Source organism: Haloplanus aerogenes, assembly GCF_003856835.1.
GTDB classification, from domain to species: domain Archaea; phylum Halobacteriota; class Halobacteria; order Halobacteriales; family Haloferacaceae; genus Haloplanus; species Haloplanus aerogenes.
Map to the genome: position 1 here is coordinate 991,036 of NZ_CP034145.1, position 16,330 is coordinate 1,007,365.

Here is a 16,330-nt window from a genome sequence, read left to right on the forward strand (position 1 = left end):
GATACTAATGGCTGACTAGCTCTTGGCTCAGGAGAGCGCCACCGTCTCATTCTGCATGACTGCGGATTCTGAAACATGCACAGGATTTCCATTGACAGTATAATTCCCGGGATAGGGTACCGTAACGGCATAGCGGCCAGCAGCGGAGGATTCCACGGTTCGTGAATAGGTGAATTGCTGACCACTAACCGACTGTGTCGTCGTAATTGAGATCTCGGTAGATGGTGGAGCAGTGCCAACGAGCCGGGCGCCGGAGACAAGTGCAAACGCCTTCACGGAGCCATCTGGACTCACGTAGATTGCACGGTAGTGCGAAAGAGCAGGAGCGGATCTCGTCTCACTTCCATAGTGTGTCTGCAGACGGGTTTGAAGGGATCGTTCGTCAAATTCTGCAATCTCTGGTGAAAACTCAACTGTGACAACGAAGCCAGCACGGTCACGAAGTGTCCGATACCATTTCTCGCCATTTGTCGCGACAAGAAAGTCCCCATAATTCGACTGGGCATAGCTATAGGATCTAGCCTGTCCGTTGACGAAGTAATTGTACATTCGGTTGCGATCCCACTGACTGAACACGTAATTCTCGGGATACTCCCAGCCCTGCTCAGCGGCGAATCCCTCCATCTGTTGTGCCGCCTGATACTGACTATCGGAGATAGCAAGCTGGTTTGATTTAATCGGGATCTGAACGAAGCTCATACTCCCCAGCAAGAGAAAAATGACGAGTAGTGAGACAGTCGTGTGTCTGTCTGGAAGCTGCGGAGAGAGAACAGTCGATTGCTGTCGATCATGCGCTTCGGGACGAGAGGCGTCTTCTCCGTAGGATAAGGGACGAGCAATATCGACGCGAGACGCGAGATGAACAAATCCAACGCCCGCAACCACAGCAATCGGGATTGCTAATTCGCCCGCGAAGCGGAGCTGAATCACTGCTAACACAAGCAAAAACCATCCATACACGACCGGGACAAGGATGGCCGAATCGTGATCCCGGTAAGCCCGGAACGACAACCAGCCGAGGTAGGGGAGTGCCAAGAATAGAACCCATCCAAAGAGGAACGCCGGCCCGAAAATAGAGCCAAGCCGTCCACTAATGAGCGAGGCAGTCTCTGCGATACCCTCAGTCTCCAAGAGAAAATCGATCCCCCGATTCAGTCCGACCGCCAACGCGGGGAATATCTCGGGCAATATAATGAACAATACACCAACGGTGCCGAGTTCCACGCCACCCAAGAGCCGAGCGGAGATTCCGATTCGGCTTGCAATGAGGCTCAGCACGAGGAGGCCGGCACTGCCGACAAAGAGCAACAACGGTGCCGAGGCCACGACAAGCGTGTGCCATCCCAAGCTCTGATGGACCAGATAGGTGAGTAGGGAACCAAGGGCAAGACCGCTCACCAGCGGCAGCTCAGCCCGAAGCAGCGAACGCTTTGCGTGAAGAGTGATCAGCGAGCGGACAAAGATATAGAATCCGAGTGGGAGCAAGAGGAGTGGGCCCGCCTCCCACGCCAACGTCTGCCCGGCCACAGCAATCCCAAGTCCTGCAGACGCGATCCATGTCGACCGGTTACGGAAATCGTTGTCTTCAGCGAGCACCACCAGCGCCAGCATCGTCAGTGCCAGCCAGACGTAATCGAATGCGTGATGGTCCGCAAAGCCAAGGGCAGTGCGCAATACGTGCATCGGGGTGATTGCGAGCATACCGACTGCTGCCAATCCAACGCGCCGATCAGCGAAGAGTCGCGTGCCGAGTACGTACAGAATAGCCCCGACGCTAACTGCTGACACAACAGGATACCACGCAAGCACAGTCCCAGCAGCGACGCTATCGCCACCGAGAAGGCGAGAACCGAGCCAGAGCGTCGCTAGCAGGAGTGGTTCGCCCTTGCTGATCGTCTCCGGGAATGAAGAGAGAATCTCGAGTGTCGTGACCCCATTGGACTGTGTAAGCAACTGCTCCAGCCAATAGCGATAGTAGTATGGATCGTTCGCGAGTAGGACGATATCATCACCGCGAAACACGTGTGAATACGGCAGTAGGCGGAGTACGACGAGAAATAGTAACGCACCGAAGACCATACTGGTACTCTCTATGTCTACGTCCGGGATCGTTATCCGGGGACTCGTAGTTTCCTCGGTCGGTGTCGTAGGGGCTGACTCACCGCTGAGAGCGGCCTTAACAGCCTGTCGATCAGAGAGTTGATAGCCATTGTCTGATTGCTCGGCAATCCCCCGAGACACAAGCTCACCAAATAACCCCGAGTCAAATGGAATCTCCTCAAATGTCCATTCGCCTCGCTGATCTATTTCAAGAAGCGTCTGGAGATCTTCCTCAGCATCAGGATGGTCGTCCAGAAAGGACGCCGTCGCCTCACGCGCGCCAGACATTACTCACGGAGATAATAGAATCGAGCGCATAAAACCCGCGGCATTCCCCACGACTGACACAGCTCCGCCTCATCTACACCAGTCCACCAACTTCGTGAACCGCTCTGCATCTCGGCCACACTCTCCGCGAACTATGGTGATAGGAGTTGTGGGTAAGAGACAGGTCTTTAGGCGCGGGAGGAGGCCAAACGGAGAAAATGCCCGCTTGCCAAGCCATCGATTCATCATGGCCACTCGAAGGCGAGTGAGAAATGAGTCAAAGTAGCCCCGTAAGACTCTTAGACGCATATATCCTAATATATCGTATGGTCAAAACCATTCGAGTCTCGGAGGAGTACCACAAGTGGCTCAGCGCCCACAAGGAGGGCGACGAGACGATGGAGGAAACGCTGCGCCGGATGACGCGCGGCCCTCACCCTGGCGACGTTGCCGGCCTCTTGACCGAGGAGGAAGCCGAGGACGCCAAGGAAGCGGTGAACCGCCTGCGCGGGCGTGACCGCGACCGCTTCGATACCGCCCGCAGCGCATTTGAAAGCGAGGGCACAGACGAATGATCATCGATTCCTCGTATCTCTTCGACCTGATGGCTGAGGACCCGGATGCATTCTCGAAGGGTGCGGAACTCGTCGAGGACGGCGAGATGCAGTGGTTGCCAACTCCGGTGGTCGCTGAGGCCTACTACGGCGTCTTTACGGCCCGCAGCAATACCACCAAGAAGGAGGTGCGGAATCGCATCCTCGGGTACCCGCGCATCGACGTTGACGAAGAGATTGCGCGGAAAGCCGGGGAACTACTCGCGGCGGCAGACGACCGTGTGGGAGGGAACGCCAGCGTTGGGGCGAACGATGGGTACATCGCCGCGATGGCCGACGTCCTTGACGACGCGGTCCTGACAGACAACGTCGAAGATTTCGAAGCGTTGGGTGTGCCAGTCGAGACCTACTAAGTTCTAACTGTTTTCAGACGCTAAGTCCCCTTCCTCAAGGAGCAACGCAGGCCGAAGGCCGAGTAGCGCAGTAGGGAGGGGATACAGCGTCATCATCGTTTTCCAGACACTCCGCGACGACCGGCCCACAGGCCCACGTCAACTACAACTATTATTTACACATGTTGTGTAAAAGAAGAAATCACGACTTCATCGGGGGATGGCTGACGAGGTTCACAGCGATAATCAAGATCATTCAATGCCAAACAGAATCTCACGTGAACACGGCCAACGATGACCGTTGTCACTGGTGGAGTAATCTCAATAAAAGAAACCGCAATCGGATGACCGCTTTCGGCGGTCAGTCGTAGTTAGCTTAGTTGTCGCGCCGGGCGGCCAGCAGCGCAGCCGCGATGAGCGCGATGACCGCGACGATGGCACCGAAGCCGGGGCCGCCGCCTTCAGTCGTCTCCGTCGGCGTGGCCGTGTCCGTCGGCGTCGGTTCCGGCGTCGGTTCCGGCGTCGGTTCCGGCGTCGGTTCCGGCGTCGGTTCCGGCGTCGCGGTGTCCGTCGGCGTCGGTTCCGGCGTCTCCGTCGGTTCCGGCGTCGCCGTCTGGACGTTCTGGACGATCTCTACCTCGATGAGGTCCGTACCCTCGCCGTCGTCGGCTTCGAGGTTATACGTGCCCGTCTGCACGTCTTCGAGCTCGAGTTCGACTTGCCACGTGCCGTCATACGACCACTCGTCGGTCGTCGTCAGCGCAATCGAGTCACCGTCCTGCGTTTGCAGTTCGGTGGTGATCGCGTTGTCGTCCGGACGCAGGTTCGTCGTTCCTTCAATGACCATCGTGTCATCAACGCCCACCGGGTTCACGCCGGAGGCTTCCATGCCCTCGGGGTAGACCGAGTCGATGCTCGTCCGAGCATCCGAGAGCTGGAAGTTCGCCGTGACCATCCGGTCGTCACTCGCGACAGCTTCGGTCGTCTGGTCCGTAAGCCGCGCACGGACCTGCGAACCGGTCAGGTCTGCATCGCCAAGGTCAGTGACGAATTCCGAGATGGATTCATCATCCGGCAGACCCTCACCGTAGGTGTCGTCACGACCGTTCGTGAGCACGTGGACGCTCACTTGGCCTTCGGACAGGTCGCCGAGATTGACCTCGTCCTCTTCGAACGTGTTGTCGTCGTCGACACTGATCTGTTCGTAGCCAGTGTTACCGCGCTCGTCGACGAACACGACATCAACGTTCTGGGAGCCAAGCGCCACACCCGACACGTTCACAACGTTATCGGTGGTCGAGACCTGGCCGCCAACGGTTTGGATTTGCGCAGTCAGTTCAGTATCGACCACGCGAAGGGATGTCTGTACACTCGTTCCAGTGTTGAACTCAGACACCTCCACGTCTTCTTCGATGCTGCCAGTACCACCGACATCTGCGGCGTCAATGGCACCGAAGCGGTACGTACCAGGCAGCGAGAGGATATCGTTGCCGGGGCCGTTACCGCCGCCGGGACCCAGCTGAACGTCTTCGACTTCGTAGGTGTCGTCTGCGTCGACGTTCACCGAATCTTCACCGTCGATCTGGACGAGTTCGAACTCGCCTTCACGACGAGCGTAGAAGGCAACATCCTCGATCCCTTCGTCAGCGGTCCCGTTGAGATCGATTTCGCTACCGACGACGTAGGTGTCGTCCGGCGAATTGATCGTGATTTCGCCTTCCTCGATAGTGAGCGTCGGATCGTCTTCTAATCGATCCTCGTTGTCGAGGAAGTTCGAGACCTCACCTTCCGTGATTTCGCCATCAGAGCCATTGTAGAGTTCGACATCGACATCAGTCGTGTCGAGGCTGGAGGTGTCGATCTGGCCGACACCAACGCCCGTGTCGTCGTCAATCTCAACGACGGCCCAGGCGTAGTCGTCACTCGAACCGCGGTGAGCGACATCACCGACGTTCCGGAAGATGCGCTCTGCCGCCTCATCGTCGACCTCCACACCATCGCGGAAGTCGCCGCTCTCGATACCGACGACGTGGAAGTCACCGGCGTTCGAACCACGGATCGTGTAAGTCACGTCCTGACCGCGCGTGGTCGTGTCCTCTTCAAGGTCGAGCGTAGCGTCATCGTCACCAGTGACGGTGACGGTCGTGCTCTGGGAAGCCTGACCGAAGTCGAGATTCTCGACACCAGCCACTTCGAACGTGTAGGTGCCGGTGTTGAGATCGGAGAGGTCCACATCCCACTCGACTTCACCGTCATCGATATCCCCTTCAGATCGGACAGCGTCGCCCTCGACCGCATCGCCGGTCACTTCGAGGCCGTCATCATTCTCGACGGTCAGTTCGATGTTTTCGGCTTCCTCATAGTTCCACGTGGCCACAGCGGTGAGCGCACCAGCGCCACTTTCATCGTCACCCTGCGGAACCGAGCCGCCAGCGATATCGGCTCCGTTCTCGTTCAGGACTTCGAAGTTCGTCACGCGCGGCGTGATGACCGTAACGGAATACGGATCACCGTCGGGCGCTGTGGAGTCGTTTACAGTGTAGGTCCCCGTCGGTTGATCATCTTCAACCGGGAAGGTCAGGGGTACACCCTCCTCGTCACCACCCGTTTTCACGGGGGTTTGATCGCTCCATTCGTCGCTGTATTGAATATCCTCTTCACCTTGGAAGATCGTGTCACCGGGCTCAATATAGCCGATGTCTTCCTTTGACGTGTCGAATTCTCCGTCACCATTAGCAAGATCTGATCGGGCCAGAGCGTTCCCGGAGAGCGCCATGGTACCGGCGAAGATCGACAGTACCATGAGCGCCGCCAGGGTAATGGCGCGGATTTTGTCGTTTGTCGTTGTCATAGTTGTCTGTATGTTCGCAGTGGCAATCCAGTTGAACACTTTCATGCCGAGTTTGCGGGAGGGCCATTGCAGCCTCCGCTGGTAGGGGCATTAGGGATGTACCTCGCTCGTTATAAGTGTCTTGTGGTGCCGGAGTACCGTATGACCCTTGTCAGACGTACACACAGTGGCCATATTGGGTGTTTTGCAGTGAGCGGCCAATGATAGGAGAATAGTGTCATTAGAGATTCACTACCGCGGGTCCTGACTTCAACCACTGGTTTACGCATGTCTGTTTTCACCGAGTTGAGTCTGCTGAACTCTGGCGAAATATCTCGACGATGACGCAATCATTCTCATTGATGGCCCATCTTGGTTGCAAGTAGTTGAGCATCACTTAGGGCCGAATCCCAGCATGCCACACAGATATCAAAATGTAATTGAACGACTTTCTGCGAAGAAAGAGCGTCATTACGTGGTCCAAATGGCTTTCACGTCGCCTTCTGGGAGTGATTGTTGCCACTCCACTGTGAGGTCAGCTGCCTCGGTCTCCGCCGGAACGGAGTATACGAGGTCTCCCCGACGTACAGTCCGTCCGGCAAGCTCAGCACCTTCGTATGGATCAGTACTGATTTCTTGATGCTGTGGCCGGCGTTCACCGTCAAGCTTAAGAACGAAATCCGAGGCTGGTGGGGCGGCCTGAGGGTTCTCTAGCCGATTCCGAACCTCAACACGCATGACTACCCATCTGTCGCCGTCTGAAGGAGTCATAGGCGTCGGCGTGGCCGTCTGGTCTGTTGCGGCACTGTTGGATGAGGATGGGTACTCGGACTGGAACGAGCCACCGAGTACATTGAGATAGAAGCCTGTCGGTGTGGCGTAAAAATTCCCAAATGTAAGCCGTTTCGGACGGACTTCAATGGTCCACTGAGATGAAAAGGCTGCCAGTCGAAACTGAACGTTCCCTAAATACCTTGGAGAAAACTCGGGACTAGTCCATGCTTTTGTCTCTCCAGCGGGGATCGACAGTTGAAGAGTCCCTCGCTCTTTCCACGGCCCGTCGTTAGTCCGCATACTAACAGCGGACTCAAACGTACGGTTGGAGGATCCAAGATTCCGAATACGTATCGTGAAGGTCTGCGGAACGTTCAACATCGTTGAGTCTGGCGAGTCAATGCTGACAAGTTCAAAATTCGAGGCTCCGGTTTCGGTTCCAGTTTGTGTCCCCCCTCCATTATCCGAACATCCAGCGAGGGCGGTAGTGCCAACTAGAGCGAGGAACGCACGTCGTCTCATAGGTGACGAACTCTACCGCCGAAAATAAATGATGACCGATCCTCTGCGGATAGCTCTCTATGAGTACAGCGTACCCGTGACGAGGAATCAAGCATTCAATGAAGTTTCACGATGGAAGTTCAGAGGTAACTGACCGAAATTGATGTAATCACATCACTCGTTCAGTAACGTAGCAGTGGTCTCACAGTACGTATCAGAGCAAGCGCTCGCTGAGACATACGATCCGGAAACGGGCTGGGAGACGGTCCAACAGTATCGAGAGGCGAAACGGCTCGCTGACAATCAGCCGACTATCGCGCGGGCTGAAATCGCTCGACAAGTTGGCCGGCCACCGAGTGCGGTTCGAGGATGGCTTGCTGAGGGCAAGATTCCTCGCGTCGTAAAGGGCCTCAACACGGCCCGTGATCGTGGCTGGATCGGCATTGAAGAGACCGCAGAACGATTCCGTGCACTCAACCAACTCGTGGCGTGGATATTCTCTGGTGGTGGTCTGAGATCGGATGCGTTCGTTCCCGTATTTTCAGTTGATGACCAACTAACGCTCGCAACGATCCACCAGTTACTGCGAGAGGTGAATGTCTCGTACCGAATCCGGGAGCAGGACGACCCAGATCGGCATCTGGAGATCATCCCGAAGGACGGTGCATCGATACTCGGCCGTGTCCTGACCATCCTTGGCGCACCAAAGGGTGTCAAGGCGAGGAAAGACCAGTTGACCTTGCCGTCCTATCTCACAGATACCGACAACGCACATCGGCGCGATTTTCTCCGAATCTACGTGCTAAATCGGGGGAGAGAATTGGCTAATCAAGAAACTGCAGGAGTACACTTGTATGGGCTGAACTCACCGAGCTACTGTCAGGAGTTGAAGGAGCTAATTGAGGCGGCGACATCCGGGACCGCGACAGTTAGCAGTCAGAACCGGATATGGATCTCATCTGAATCGGTCCACGATCTAGCGGGCGAGAAGCCACTTCGATCGGGACTCGCGACAAACGCCGTATTTGGCTCACTTACCCCGCCGACCGAACGAGCAGTCGCGTCAACATACCGGCAGGAGAAAACACCAGGTGGCTATCAGTACTGGCAGCTGTTTAACGAAGTCCGTGAAAGCGATGCCTCGCGAGCAGAGTTAAGCGCACGCACCGGGCTCCGCGAGTCAACCATCAGAAGCTGGAAGCGGGGAAGCAGCCCATATGTTCACAACGGGCTCGAAACGACGCAAACACATGGATGGCTCACCCCTCCAGCAGAGAGTGACATCGCACTAGGACTGACATCCCTCCTTGGCTGGCTTATTGCGCAAGGGTCGCTTCGAGACACCTATTATCCAACCTTCGGCCTGCAATCTCCGGATCAGGAGCCGCACTTCTCTAGGATTGCTGCGGAGGTTGGAGTGTCATATTCCGTCGTGCACAGAGAGAGTGCGAGTCGACGAACGGAGATTCGACCAACTGAAGATGGGGCAGTACTGGGCCGAGTGCTTTACGCGCTTGGTGCTCCACGCGGAACTAAAGCTGAACAAGGCTGTCTTCTCCCAGTCTATCTCCACCATCATGCGTCACACGCGCGCCGATTCGTCAGGAGCTGGTGTCTGCACCATGCCCATAGCGATGGTCAGAGAACGATCAATATCCCCCCACGATTCGGACATCAATTCCCGAAGGCGCTCGAAACACTTCTCGTTGCACGACTCTCATGGGACGTTGACTGGAAGAACGAGCGAAAACTGGTCGTCCAGCCAAGCGAGGAATGGGATGGCAGCATTTGGGACCTATCCTGAGAAGTGACCCGACTCACCAGCACCTAGCAACCTCACAAACACTGAGACTCCCAAGCCACTCCCTCAGATAACGAGCGCAAGCACTCAGTCTCAGTGATCGTTTTTAACTTCTCGCCGCACCTATATCCTTCCAGATGCCCGACGCTCCTGACTCGCTGGCCGCCTTCATCGAGAGCGGGGAGAGACGTGATCTGTCGCTGGCCGTCGTCAACTGATGCGTAGCGCGGAGTCCCCTTCCTCAAGCGCGTGCAGAGCGAGCGGTAGGGAGGGGAGGAGCGCGTTCGCCACACCAAGCTAACACTCTCTACTTTCACTCTGCTTGGCGACTAGTTAAATACACGCAGTCCTATGATTGGGTGTGGACGAGTGGGTACGTCGAACCGCGATAACTCGCCTTTCGGTCGACGACGAGCAACGCGAGTTGTTCGAACAAACCATCAGTGCGTACAAGCGCGGCTGTCAGATTGCGACCAATCTCGCTTGGAAGCGTTGCAACGAGAAACGCGAGGCCCAATCCCTCGCCTACGAACCCATACGCGAGAAGACTGCGCTGGGCTCCCAGCACGCACTTCTTGCCACTCATCAAGCTGCCGAAGCTATCACAGGATGTATCGCACGGCGCTCGACGGGCAAGAAAACCAGCAAACCCCAGTTCACTGCTTCCACGGTGACCTATGATACGCGGTCGATGACGCTGTTCGATGACGAGACTGTCTCGCTTGCCACCACCACGGATCGGGTTCGCTGTCCACTCGTCCTTCCCGACGACGAAGATGGCTACCAGCGTCAGTACCTCGACTCCGACGACTGGCAAGTCACCGAAAGCACACTTACCGCTCGCGACGGCGAGTACTTCCTGCATCTTGGATTCCGCCGACGCAAGAACGAGACTGAACGTGATACCGCCGAGGACGGAACGGTCCTCGGGGTCGACCTCGGCATCGAAAACCTCGCCGTCACGAGTACCGCTCACTTCGTCAGCGGGCGTGAGTTAACGCACACTCTGCGTGAGTTCGAGAACGTACGTGCTGGGCTCCAACAGACAGGGACCCGAAGCGCTCATCGCACGCTCGTGCGCTCGAGTGGGCGGGAACTCCGATATATTCGAGACGTGCTCCATCAAACGTCGAACTCGATTGTCGAGGAAGCGCTCCGATACGATTGCGACGTGATCGCTTTCGAGAACCTAAGCCACATCCGCGCTCGGACGAGAGCGTCATGGGGTCACAGATGGGCGTTTCGGACGCTCTACGAGCAGGTCGAGTACAAAGCAGAAGCCGTCGGACTCACGGTGAAGCAAGTCCTCGCGCGGAACACGTCAAAGCGATGTGCAGAGTGTCGGTTCACGGCCACAGAAAATCGGCCGACTCGGAACACGTTCCACTGTCAGGAGTGTGGCGCCCGAGCGAACGCGGACTACAATGCAGCGAAGAACATCGGACTGCGGTATGTCCGTCAAGGCCATCAGTCGTCTCGGCGGACGGGCACCAGTCAGCTGGCCCTGAAGTCTGGAACGGTGACGCCGAAGGGCGGATTTACCGCCTACCCCAACGGGTTTGAGGCCGAGTTCACGGACAAGCCCCGTCCTTAGACGCGAGCTTAGCGAGCGTCAGGACGGGGTAGTTGACCTCCGATCTCTACATCACGGGCACGAAAGCGCTCGGGGACGTCTCCCTCCCCGCAGTGATCGCGAAACTGGAGGAGATGCCGTTCCGGGTGCGTGGCTATCTTTCGCCGAGGAGAGAATCCCGCCGTTTACGGCGGGAGTGAATCCGACACTTCCCACAAATCCACCGCCGATGGCAAGGACGGATATTCAACGTTAATCCGGATCGTTAAGTAGGTTTGTCTACATAGGCTATGTGTGGCGATTCAGGTCACTCGCACCTACGTTGGTTCCATTCAGAACCACTGGCAGGTCTGCAATGGCCTCGATTCGCTCGGTGATTCCGCCTCGAAAATCTGGAACATCGCACGCTGGACAGCCGACCGCGTATGGGATGAAACCGGCGAAATTCCAGATGAAGGCGTGCTGAAATCGTATATGAAGAACCGCGAGTGCTGGAAAGACTTGAACGCGCAATCCAGTCAGAAAGTCATCGAAGAACTTTCTGACGCTTTCCAGTCGTGGTTCGACCTGCGACAGAACGACCCAGAGGCGAATCCGCCCGGCTACCGCAAACACGGCGACACCCGGCCCAAGAGTACGGTCACGTTCAAAGCAGACGGCTTCAAACACGACCCCGAACACAACCGCGTCCGACTCAGCAAAGGCTCAAATCTGAAAGAGCATTTCTCGGACTTTATCCTCTGCGAGTACCAGACTCGCCCCGACGTTGACCTCTCAGAAGTTAACCGAGTGCAGAACGTTCGCGCCGTCTGGAACGGCGACGAGTGGGAACTACACTTCGTCTGCAAAGTCGAACTCGAAACCAACGACTCCGCAGGCGACGGTGTTGCTGGTATCGATCTTGGTATCAAGAACATCGCCACGGTTGCGTTCCCCGACGAATACGTCCTGTATCCCGGCAACTCGCCCAAGCAGGACAAGCACTACTTCACCCGAGCAGAGTACGATACCGAGGGTGAGGACGGCCCGTCAGAGCAGTCGATGTGGGCGCGTCGGAAGCTCGCTGACCACGAAACGCACTTCTACCACACGTTGACGGACACCATCATCACCGAGTGTGTCGAACGCGGTGTTGGGGCGGTCGCGGTGAGTTGGCCGGAAGACGTGCGCGAGTCCGACTGGGGCAAGACCGGCAATAAGAAGTTGCATTCGTGGGCGTTCGACCGCATCTACCAGTACCTCGAATACAAAGGCGAGAGACGTGGCGTCGAGGTGCTGAAAGAGAATGAATGGGATACGTCGAAGACGTGTTCACGATGTGGGGACGACACGAAGTCGAACCGTGTCGAACGTGGATTGTACGTCTGCTCATCGTGCGAGTTGGTAGCCAACGCGGATTGCAACGGGGCGGAGAACATGCGGCAGAAGATAACTCCGAGTCCTCACGGTGAGGATAGGAGTAACGGCTGTGTGGCACAGCCATCGACATACTTGTTCGACCGCGAGAGCGGGATGTTTCGCACGAGAGAACAAGCCGTGTCGTAGACCAGCAAATATCCCAACTGCGGTACGGGAAGCCCCGTTGTTCACGACGGGGAGGATGTCACCCGGTCTCGAACTCGGAGAAACTCCCGCTCATCATGATCTCGCGCTACATCGAACAGCTCGCCTGGCAACACGAGTCAGGACGCCTCCGGTCGTCGTTCCAGCGGCTCTCCCGACTCGACGACGAACGCGGAACCCGGGACGTGTACCGAACGCTGGGCGAGACGGACCTCAATGTCCACGTCTACGGCGTCCCCGACTGGCTCCCGCCGAAGACGTTTCCGGGCGTCATCCACGCCGGCTACCACGGCGAGTTCCGCTCCTCGTGGTTCGTGGTCTTCCACTCGGAAGCCGCGGACGCCCGCACGGCGGCACTGGTCGCCGAGCGGGTCGACACGAACGAGTGGGAGGCGTTGTGGACGTTCGACGACGAGCGGGTTCGGGCCGTCAACCGGTATATCGAGCGATCGCTGTGAACTCTTCGCACCACCGTCGCTCGGGAGCGGGAGGCACTTTTAATTGAATGGGTTGTCCGGCGTCTCCAGACGGGTGAGGCCCTCGATGCTGTCGAAATCGTCGTCGAACGAGTACAGGAATTCGACATCGATCCGCTGCATGTACGCGACGACCGTCGCGTCCCCGAATGCGAGTCCGTCGTGAGCCTCAAACAGTTCCACTGCGCGGTGAAAGTCCTTCTGAGCGGCGTGGACCAGTTCGAAGCCGGCCGAATCCGAGAGCCGGTCGCGGAGGTCAACCGCTATATCGTGGCGCTGGCGCTCATGGATCCAGTTTAGGGACTCCAGAAGCACGTAGTTCGTGATTCGAGCAGTCGGGAGTTCTCCTCGGTCGATGGCGTGGACAATGGCTTCTGCCTGTTCGTGGCGGCTGTCGGCGCTCGTATCCTTGTAGTCGATGAGGATGTTCGAATCGACGACTGTGACCGCCATTCAGACGTTCTCCATGAATGTGGGATCTTCTTCATGGCCGGCGAGGTCGTGCGTTTCGAGGCCATCACCACCCATCGGTGCCTGCAGGTCGTCATCCTCGAACGCACCGTAGCGCTGTCGGACGACTTCGACGGAGAGGCGTCCCTCCTCGCTGATATTCCAGCGGAGCTTGTCGCCGGCCTCGATGTCGAGACGCCGACGGAGCGACGCCGGGATCGTGACCATTCCCCGATCGTTGACCGTGGTTTCCTCGGAAGCATCTTCGGTCGACATACTCGGCAGTACGGACCCGTTGCGTGATACATGTTGCGCCACATGCGCAGTTGACCGCCTCCCACAGCCGAAACCGTGTGTGTTCGCCTTGCGTGTTCTATGGCCAGCTCACGACCGTCGTCGCCCAGCACGGACGCGGATTCCGAGTACCGTCCCCCCGACTAGACAGGCCCCGAGCGCCGCGTACCAGACGAGATGTACGGGACTGTCGGGCGTCAGGGCCGTCTCGATCAGCGCCATGCCGACGAGGTACGCGACGACACCACCCGCGGCGACGGACCGTACGTCCACGTCGGTAACATGCGCGAACGCCGCACCGAGGACGAGCGCGAGGAAGCACACGACGCCGAGCGTAACCGGCTCGCCGACGACGGCGGCGAGCCGTGTCCAGTAGACGACGCGTGGCGGCCAGAGCACGAGGCCGGCGAGGAAGACGAAGGCGGCACTCGCCGCCACCGAGCGAAGCGAGGAGGGCATCGTCGACCGTTCGTCTCCGGGTGGGAAAACGGTGCGGGTCGGGAACGTGTGCGCCGTTGCCGGCGTGTACGGCACCGCCAACGTGGTTTACTGGGGTACTGGCTCGCTGTCCGAGCGCGTCTCCGTCCCCGGTTGCTCGCCCGCGGCGAGCGCGTCGATGACGTCTTCGACCGTCCGAGCGGCGTCGCCGTCACCGCAGGGTGCCACGTCGACGAGCAGGCCGTCACGATACGTCGCGATGCACAGCATCGGCAAGACGAGCTGGTCGTCCGACGCACCCGTGATCGTCGAGCGCGTGGTTCGAACCTCGAACGGGGGCTCGACGTGTCGGTCCTGTCGCTCGGCCCACGCCTCGAACGCGCGAACGACCTCGCGAAGTTCCGTGTCGTCGCTCACGTCGAGCAGGTCGAGACTGACTGCCCGTGGCCAGAGCTGAATGTGGACGCTGTCGATTCGATGCTGCCGGTCGAGTCGCTTCAACCGGGCGACGAGGTCGTTCCGCCGCTTCACGACGGAAGCGTCGGCTCGCACGTAGAGACGGACGGTGAGGGGGGAATTGGGGTCCATGTATCTCTGTGTGATTAGGTATCTGACACCTCTGCTAGTAGAACGCGACGGAGAATATATCGTTCGGTCGCGGTTCCCCCACTGTGCGAATGGGATGGATACGCCGAGGGCGGGGTGTTTCACCTACTGGGAACGACGGGAAGGAGTTATCCCTCGGCCCGCCAACATATATCTATGGCAACAATACTCCTGGCCACCGACGGCAGCGAGTACGCGCGGAAGGCGGCCGAGCAGGCGATCGATATCGCGGAAGAGCGGGCAGCAACGCTCCACGTCATCTGTGTCGTCGACAAGCGCCGCTTCGACGAACCCGCGCTCAGTTCGGCCGAACTCGAGACGATCTACGCGGAGGATCACGCGTCGATCAACGTCGCGGAAGTCACGGCGATGGCCGACGAGCGGGCGGTAACCGTCGCGGGGGACACGCGTCACGGGATTCCCCACGAGGTCATCCTCGACTACGCCGACGAGGTAGATGCGGACTGCATCGTCATCGGCGAACACGGCAACCACGAGGAACATTTCTCCGGCGTCGGGCGGAAAGTCACGGACCTGGCCGACCGAGACGTGATGATCGTCGAAGCCAACGCGGCGTGAGCCCGCGATCACCGCCGGATAACGCATGCTGACGCGATTAGCGCACGTACTCGACCGACTCGCCTCGTCGCGACTCCTGCCGATCGTCGCCCTCGGCGGCATCGTTCTGTTCCTGTTTGCCGTCCGACTGCTGGGGACGGCGACGGACGCCGCAGCACCACTCATCGAACGCGTGTTCGTTCGGATCGTCGTCGGCGACGCCGCCGCGCTCGGCCTAGGCTGGCTCGGCGCGTACGTGCTCGCCAACGGATCGGTGATCGCAGCAGTCGCCGTCTCGCTGTTCACCGCCGATATCGTGTCACCCCCTCAGCTGTTCCTGCTGGTCGCGGGCTCACGCCTCGGCGCCGCAGCGATCGTCGTCTTCGTCGGCACCCTCGACTACGTCCAGAAAGCGGAGTACTCCCTGCGGAAATCCGTCAGCATGGGGCTGCTTACCTTCCTCCTGACGCTCTCGATCTACCTTCCGGTCACGGTGATCGGCTATCTCGCCCTCCCGTCTCTCCAGGGACCGTTTCGTGCCGTCAGTCGCGGCTGGTCCATCGACCCCACGCCGCTTGCGGTGTTCGACCCGCTCACCGTCGCGATAACGACCCGGATCGGACCACTACTCTCCGTTCTCCTGGCGGTCGCGGTGCTGTTCGGGAGTCTGAATCTGTTCGACCGCCTCCTCGGGACCGTCGACACGACGACGCTCCGGCAACACGTGTTCAGTCACTTCCAGCGTACGTCCGTCTCGTTCGTGCTCGGGCTGGTCGTCACGGGGGTGACCACGAGCGTCGCCTTCTCGCTCGGCGTCATCGTCCCGCTGTACAATCGCGGCTACGTCGAACGCGACGAACTCATCCCGTACGTCCTCGGAGCGAACCTCGGCACGCTGCTCGACACGTTGCTCGTGGCGGTCGTCCTCGACTCGGCTATCGGGGTCGCCGTCGTCCTCGAACTCTTGGTGATCGCGACGGTGGTGACGCTGGGGGCGCTCGCCGTCCGCGGGCCGTACAGTCGCTTCGTCGTCGCCGTCGACGAGCGACTGCTCACCGACCGGTCGGCGTTTCTCGCCTTCGTGGCGCTTCTCGTCCTCGCGCCGCTGGCGCTGTTGCTCGTGCCGCTGGTCCTCCGCTGATCTGCCCGGTGA

14 protein-coding genes are annotated in these 16,330 nt (G+C 58.6%); 8 read left to right on the plus strand and 6 right to left on the minus strand.

From position 1 onward, the window contains the following. Positions 1-27: 27 nt before the first annotated feature. The gene (locus DU502_RS05150) at positions 28-2,388 is read right to left on the minus strand and encodes an STT3 domain-containing protein (RefSeq protein WP_121922071.1); all 2,361 of its coding nucleotides are present in this window, start codon (positions 2,386-2,388) and stop codon (positions 28-30) included. Between the two features lie 305 nt (positions 2,389-2,693). Here DU502_RS05150 and DU502_RS05155 point away from each other — a divergent pair, with 305 nt between their 5' ends. Both DU502_RS05155 and DU502_RS05160 read left to right on the plus strand, forming a co-directional pair. Further along, positions 2,694-2,942, plus strand: a complete 249-nt coding sequence (locus DU502_RS05155) for a hypothetical protein (RefSeq protein ID WP_121922072.1) — start codon at positions 2,694-2,696, stop codon at positions 2,940-2,942. Next, complete coding sequence (locus DU502_RS05160) at positions 2,939-3,334, plus strand: PIN domain-containing protein (RefSeq protein ID WP_121922073.1); 396 nt, start codon at positions 2,939-2,941, stop codon at positions 3,332-3,334. The genes DU502_RS05155 and DU502_RS05160 overlap by 4 nt, the downstream gene beginning before the upstream one ends. A gap of 355 nt (positions 3,335-3,689) precedes the next feature. On the opposite strand, the gene csg is transcribed toward DU502_RS05160, so the two are convergent. Beyond that, positions 3,690-6,209 (minus strand): HVO_2072 family ArtA-dependent S-layer glycoprotein, encoded by a 2,520-nt coding sequence (gene csg, locus DU502_RS05165; protein ID WP_121922074.1) that lies wholly within the window; start codon positions 6,207-6,209, stop codon positions 3,690-3,692. 1,405 nt (positions 6,210-7,614) lie between these two features. Between csg and DU502_RS05170 the strand changes: the two genes are divergently transcribed. The 4 genes from DU502_RS05170 (at position 7,615) to DU502_RS05185 (ending at position 12,813) form a co-directional block, all read left to right on the plus strand. Next, positions 7,615-9,222 carry a hypothetical protein gene (locus DU502_RS05170; protein ID WP_124897027.1) on the plus strand — a complete coding sequence of 536 codons (1,608 nt, stop codon included), beginning with the start codon at positions 7,615-7,617 and terminating at the stop codon, positions 9,220-9,222. A gap of 358 nt (positions 9,223-9,580) precedes the next feature. Beyond that, on the plus strand, positions 9,581-10,813 hold the full coding sequence (locus tag DU502_RS05175) for an RNA-guided endonuclease InsQ/TnpB family protein (RefSeq protein WP_121922076.1): 1,233 nt from the start codon (positions 9,581-9,583) through the stop codon (positions 10,811-10,813). Positions 10,814-11,086: 273 nt separating this feature from the next. Next, positions 11,087-12,337 carry an RNA-guided endonuclease InsQ/TnpB family protein gene (locus tag DU502_RS05180; RefSeq protein ID WP_121922077.1) on the plus strand — a complete coding sequence of 417 codons (1,251 nt, stop codon included), beginning with the start codon at positions 11,087-11,089 and terminating at the stop codon, positions 12,335-12,337. A 17-nt stretch (positions 12,338-12,354) separates the two neighbouring features. Next, positions 12,355-12,813, plus strand: a complete 459-nt coding sequence (locus DU502_RS05185; RefSeq protein WP_277872158.1) for a DICT sensory domain-containing protein — start codon at positions 12,355-12,357, stop codon at positions 12,811-12,813. Between the two features lie 39 nt (positions 12,814-12,852). Here the strand turns inward: DU502_RS05185 and DU502_RS05190 are convergent, their stop codons facing one another. The 4 genes from DU502_RS05190 to DU502_RS05205 form a co-directional block, all read right to left on the minus strand. Continuing rightward, positions 12,853-13,284 carry a type II toxin-antitoxin system VapC family toxin gene (locus DU502_RS05190; protein WP_121922079.1) on the minus strand — a complete coding sequence of 144 codons (432 nt, stop codon included), beginning with the start codon at positions 13,282-13,284 and terminating at the stop codon, positions 12,853-12,855. Beyond that, entirely contained in the window at positions 13,285-13,557 is a 273-nt protein-coding gene (locus tag DU502_RS05195; protein ID WP_121922080.1) for an AbrB/MazE/SpoVT family DNA-binding domain-containing protein, read from the minus strand. It abuts the gene before it with no gap. Between the two features lie 108 nt (positions 13,558-13,665). Further along, positions 13,666-14,034, minus strand: coding sequence for a hypothetical protein (locus DU502_RS05200; RefSeq protein ID WP_121922081.1), 369 nt, complete (start codon positions 14,032-14,034; stop codon positions 13,666-13,668). A gap of 87 nt (positions 14,035-14,121) precedes the next feature. Next, on the minus strand, positions 14,122-14,601 hold the full coding sequence (locus DU502_RS05205) for an HTH domain-containing protein (RefSeq protein ID WP_121922082.1): 480 nt from the start codon (positions 14,599-14,601) through the stop codon (positions 14,122-14,124). A gap of 174 nt (positions 14,602-14,775) precedes the next feature. Between DU502_RS05205 and DU502_RS05210 the strand changes: the two genes are divergently transcribed. Both DU502_RS05210 and DU502_RS05215 read left to right on the plus strand, forming a co-directional pair. Continuing rightward, positions 14,776-15,198 carry a universal stress protein gene (locus DU502_RS05210; protein ID WP_121922083.1) on the plus strand — a complete coding sequence of 141 codons (423 nt, stop codon included), beginning with the start codon at positions 14,776-14,778 and terminating at the stop codon, positions 15,196-15,198. 25 nt (positions 15,199-15,223) lie between these two features. Continuing rightward, complete coding sequence (locus DU502_RS05215; protein ID WP_121922084.1) at positions 15,224-16,318, plus strand: sodium:phosphate symporter; 1,095 nt, start codon at positions 15,224-15,226, stop codon at positions 16,316-16,318. Positions 16,319-16,330 lie beyond the last annotated feature (12 nt).

Bases quoted from the DNA above. Each gene is read 5' to 3' on its own strand.
- DU502_RS05150 (WP_121922071.1), bottom strand. From the start codon at position 2,388: ATGTCTGGCGCGCGTGAGGCGACGGCGTCCTTTCTGGACGACCATCCT.
- DU502_RS05155 (WP_121922072.1), top strand. From the start codon at position 2,694: ATGGTCAAAACCATTCGAGTCTCGGAGGAGTACCACAAGTGGCTCAGC.
- DU502_RS05160 (WP_121922073.1), top strand. From the start codon at position 2,939: ATGATCATCGATTCCTCGTATCTCTTCGACCTGATGGCTGAGGACCCG.
- csg (WP_121922074.1), bottom strand. From the start codon at position 6,209: ATGAAAGTGTTCAACTGGATTGCCACTGCGAACATACAGACAACTATG.
- DU502_RS05190 (WP_121922079.1), bottom strand. From the start codon at position 13,284: ATGGCGGTCACAGTCGTCGATTCGAACATCCTCATCGACTACAAGGAT.
- DU502_RS05195 (WP_121922080.1), bottom strand. From the start codon at position 13,557: ATGTCGACCGAAGATGCTTCCGAGGAAACCACGGTCAACGATCGGGGA.
- DU502_RS05200 (WP_121922081.1), bottom strand. From the start codon at position 14,034: ATGCCCTCCTCGCTTCGCTCGGTGGCGGCGAGTGCCGCCTTCGTCTTC.
- DU502_RS05205 (WP_121922082.1), bottom strand. From the start codon at position 14,601: ATGGACCCCAATTCCCCCCTCACCGTCCGTCTCTACGTGCGAGCCGAC.
- DU502_RS05210 (WP_121922083.1), top strand. From the start codon at position 14,776: ATGGCAACAATACTCCTGGCCACCGACGGCAGCGAGTACGCGCGGAAG.
- DU502_RS05215 (WP_121922084.1), top strand. From the start codon at position 15,224: ATGCTGACGCGATTAGCGCACGTACTCGACCGACTCGCCTCGTCGCGA.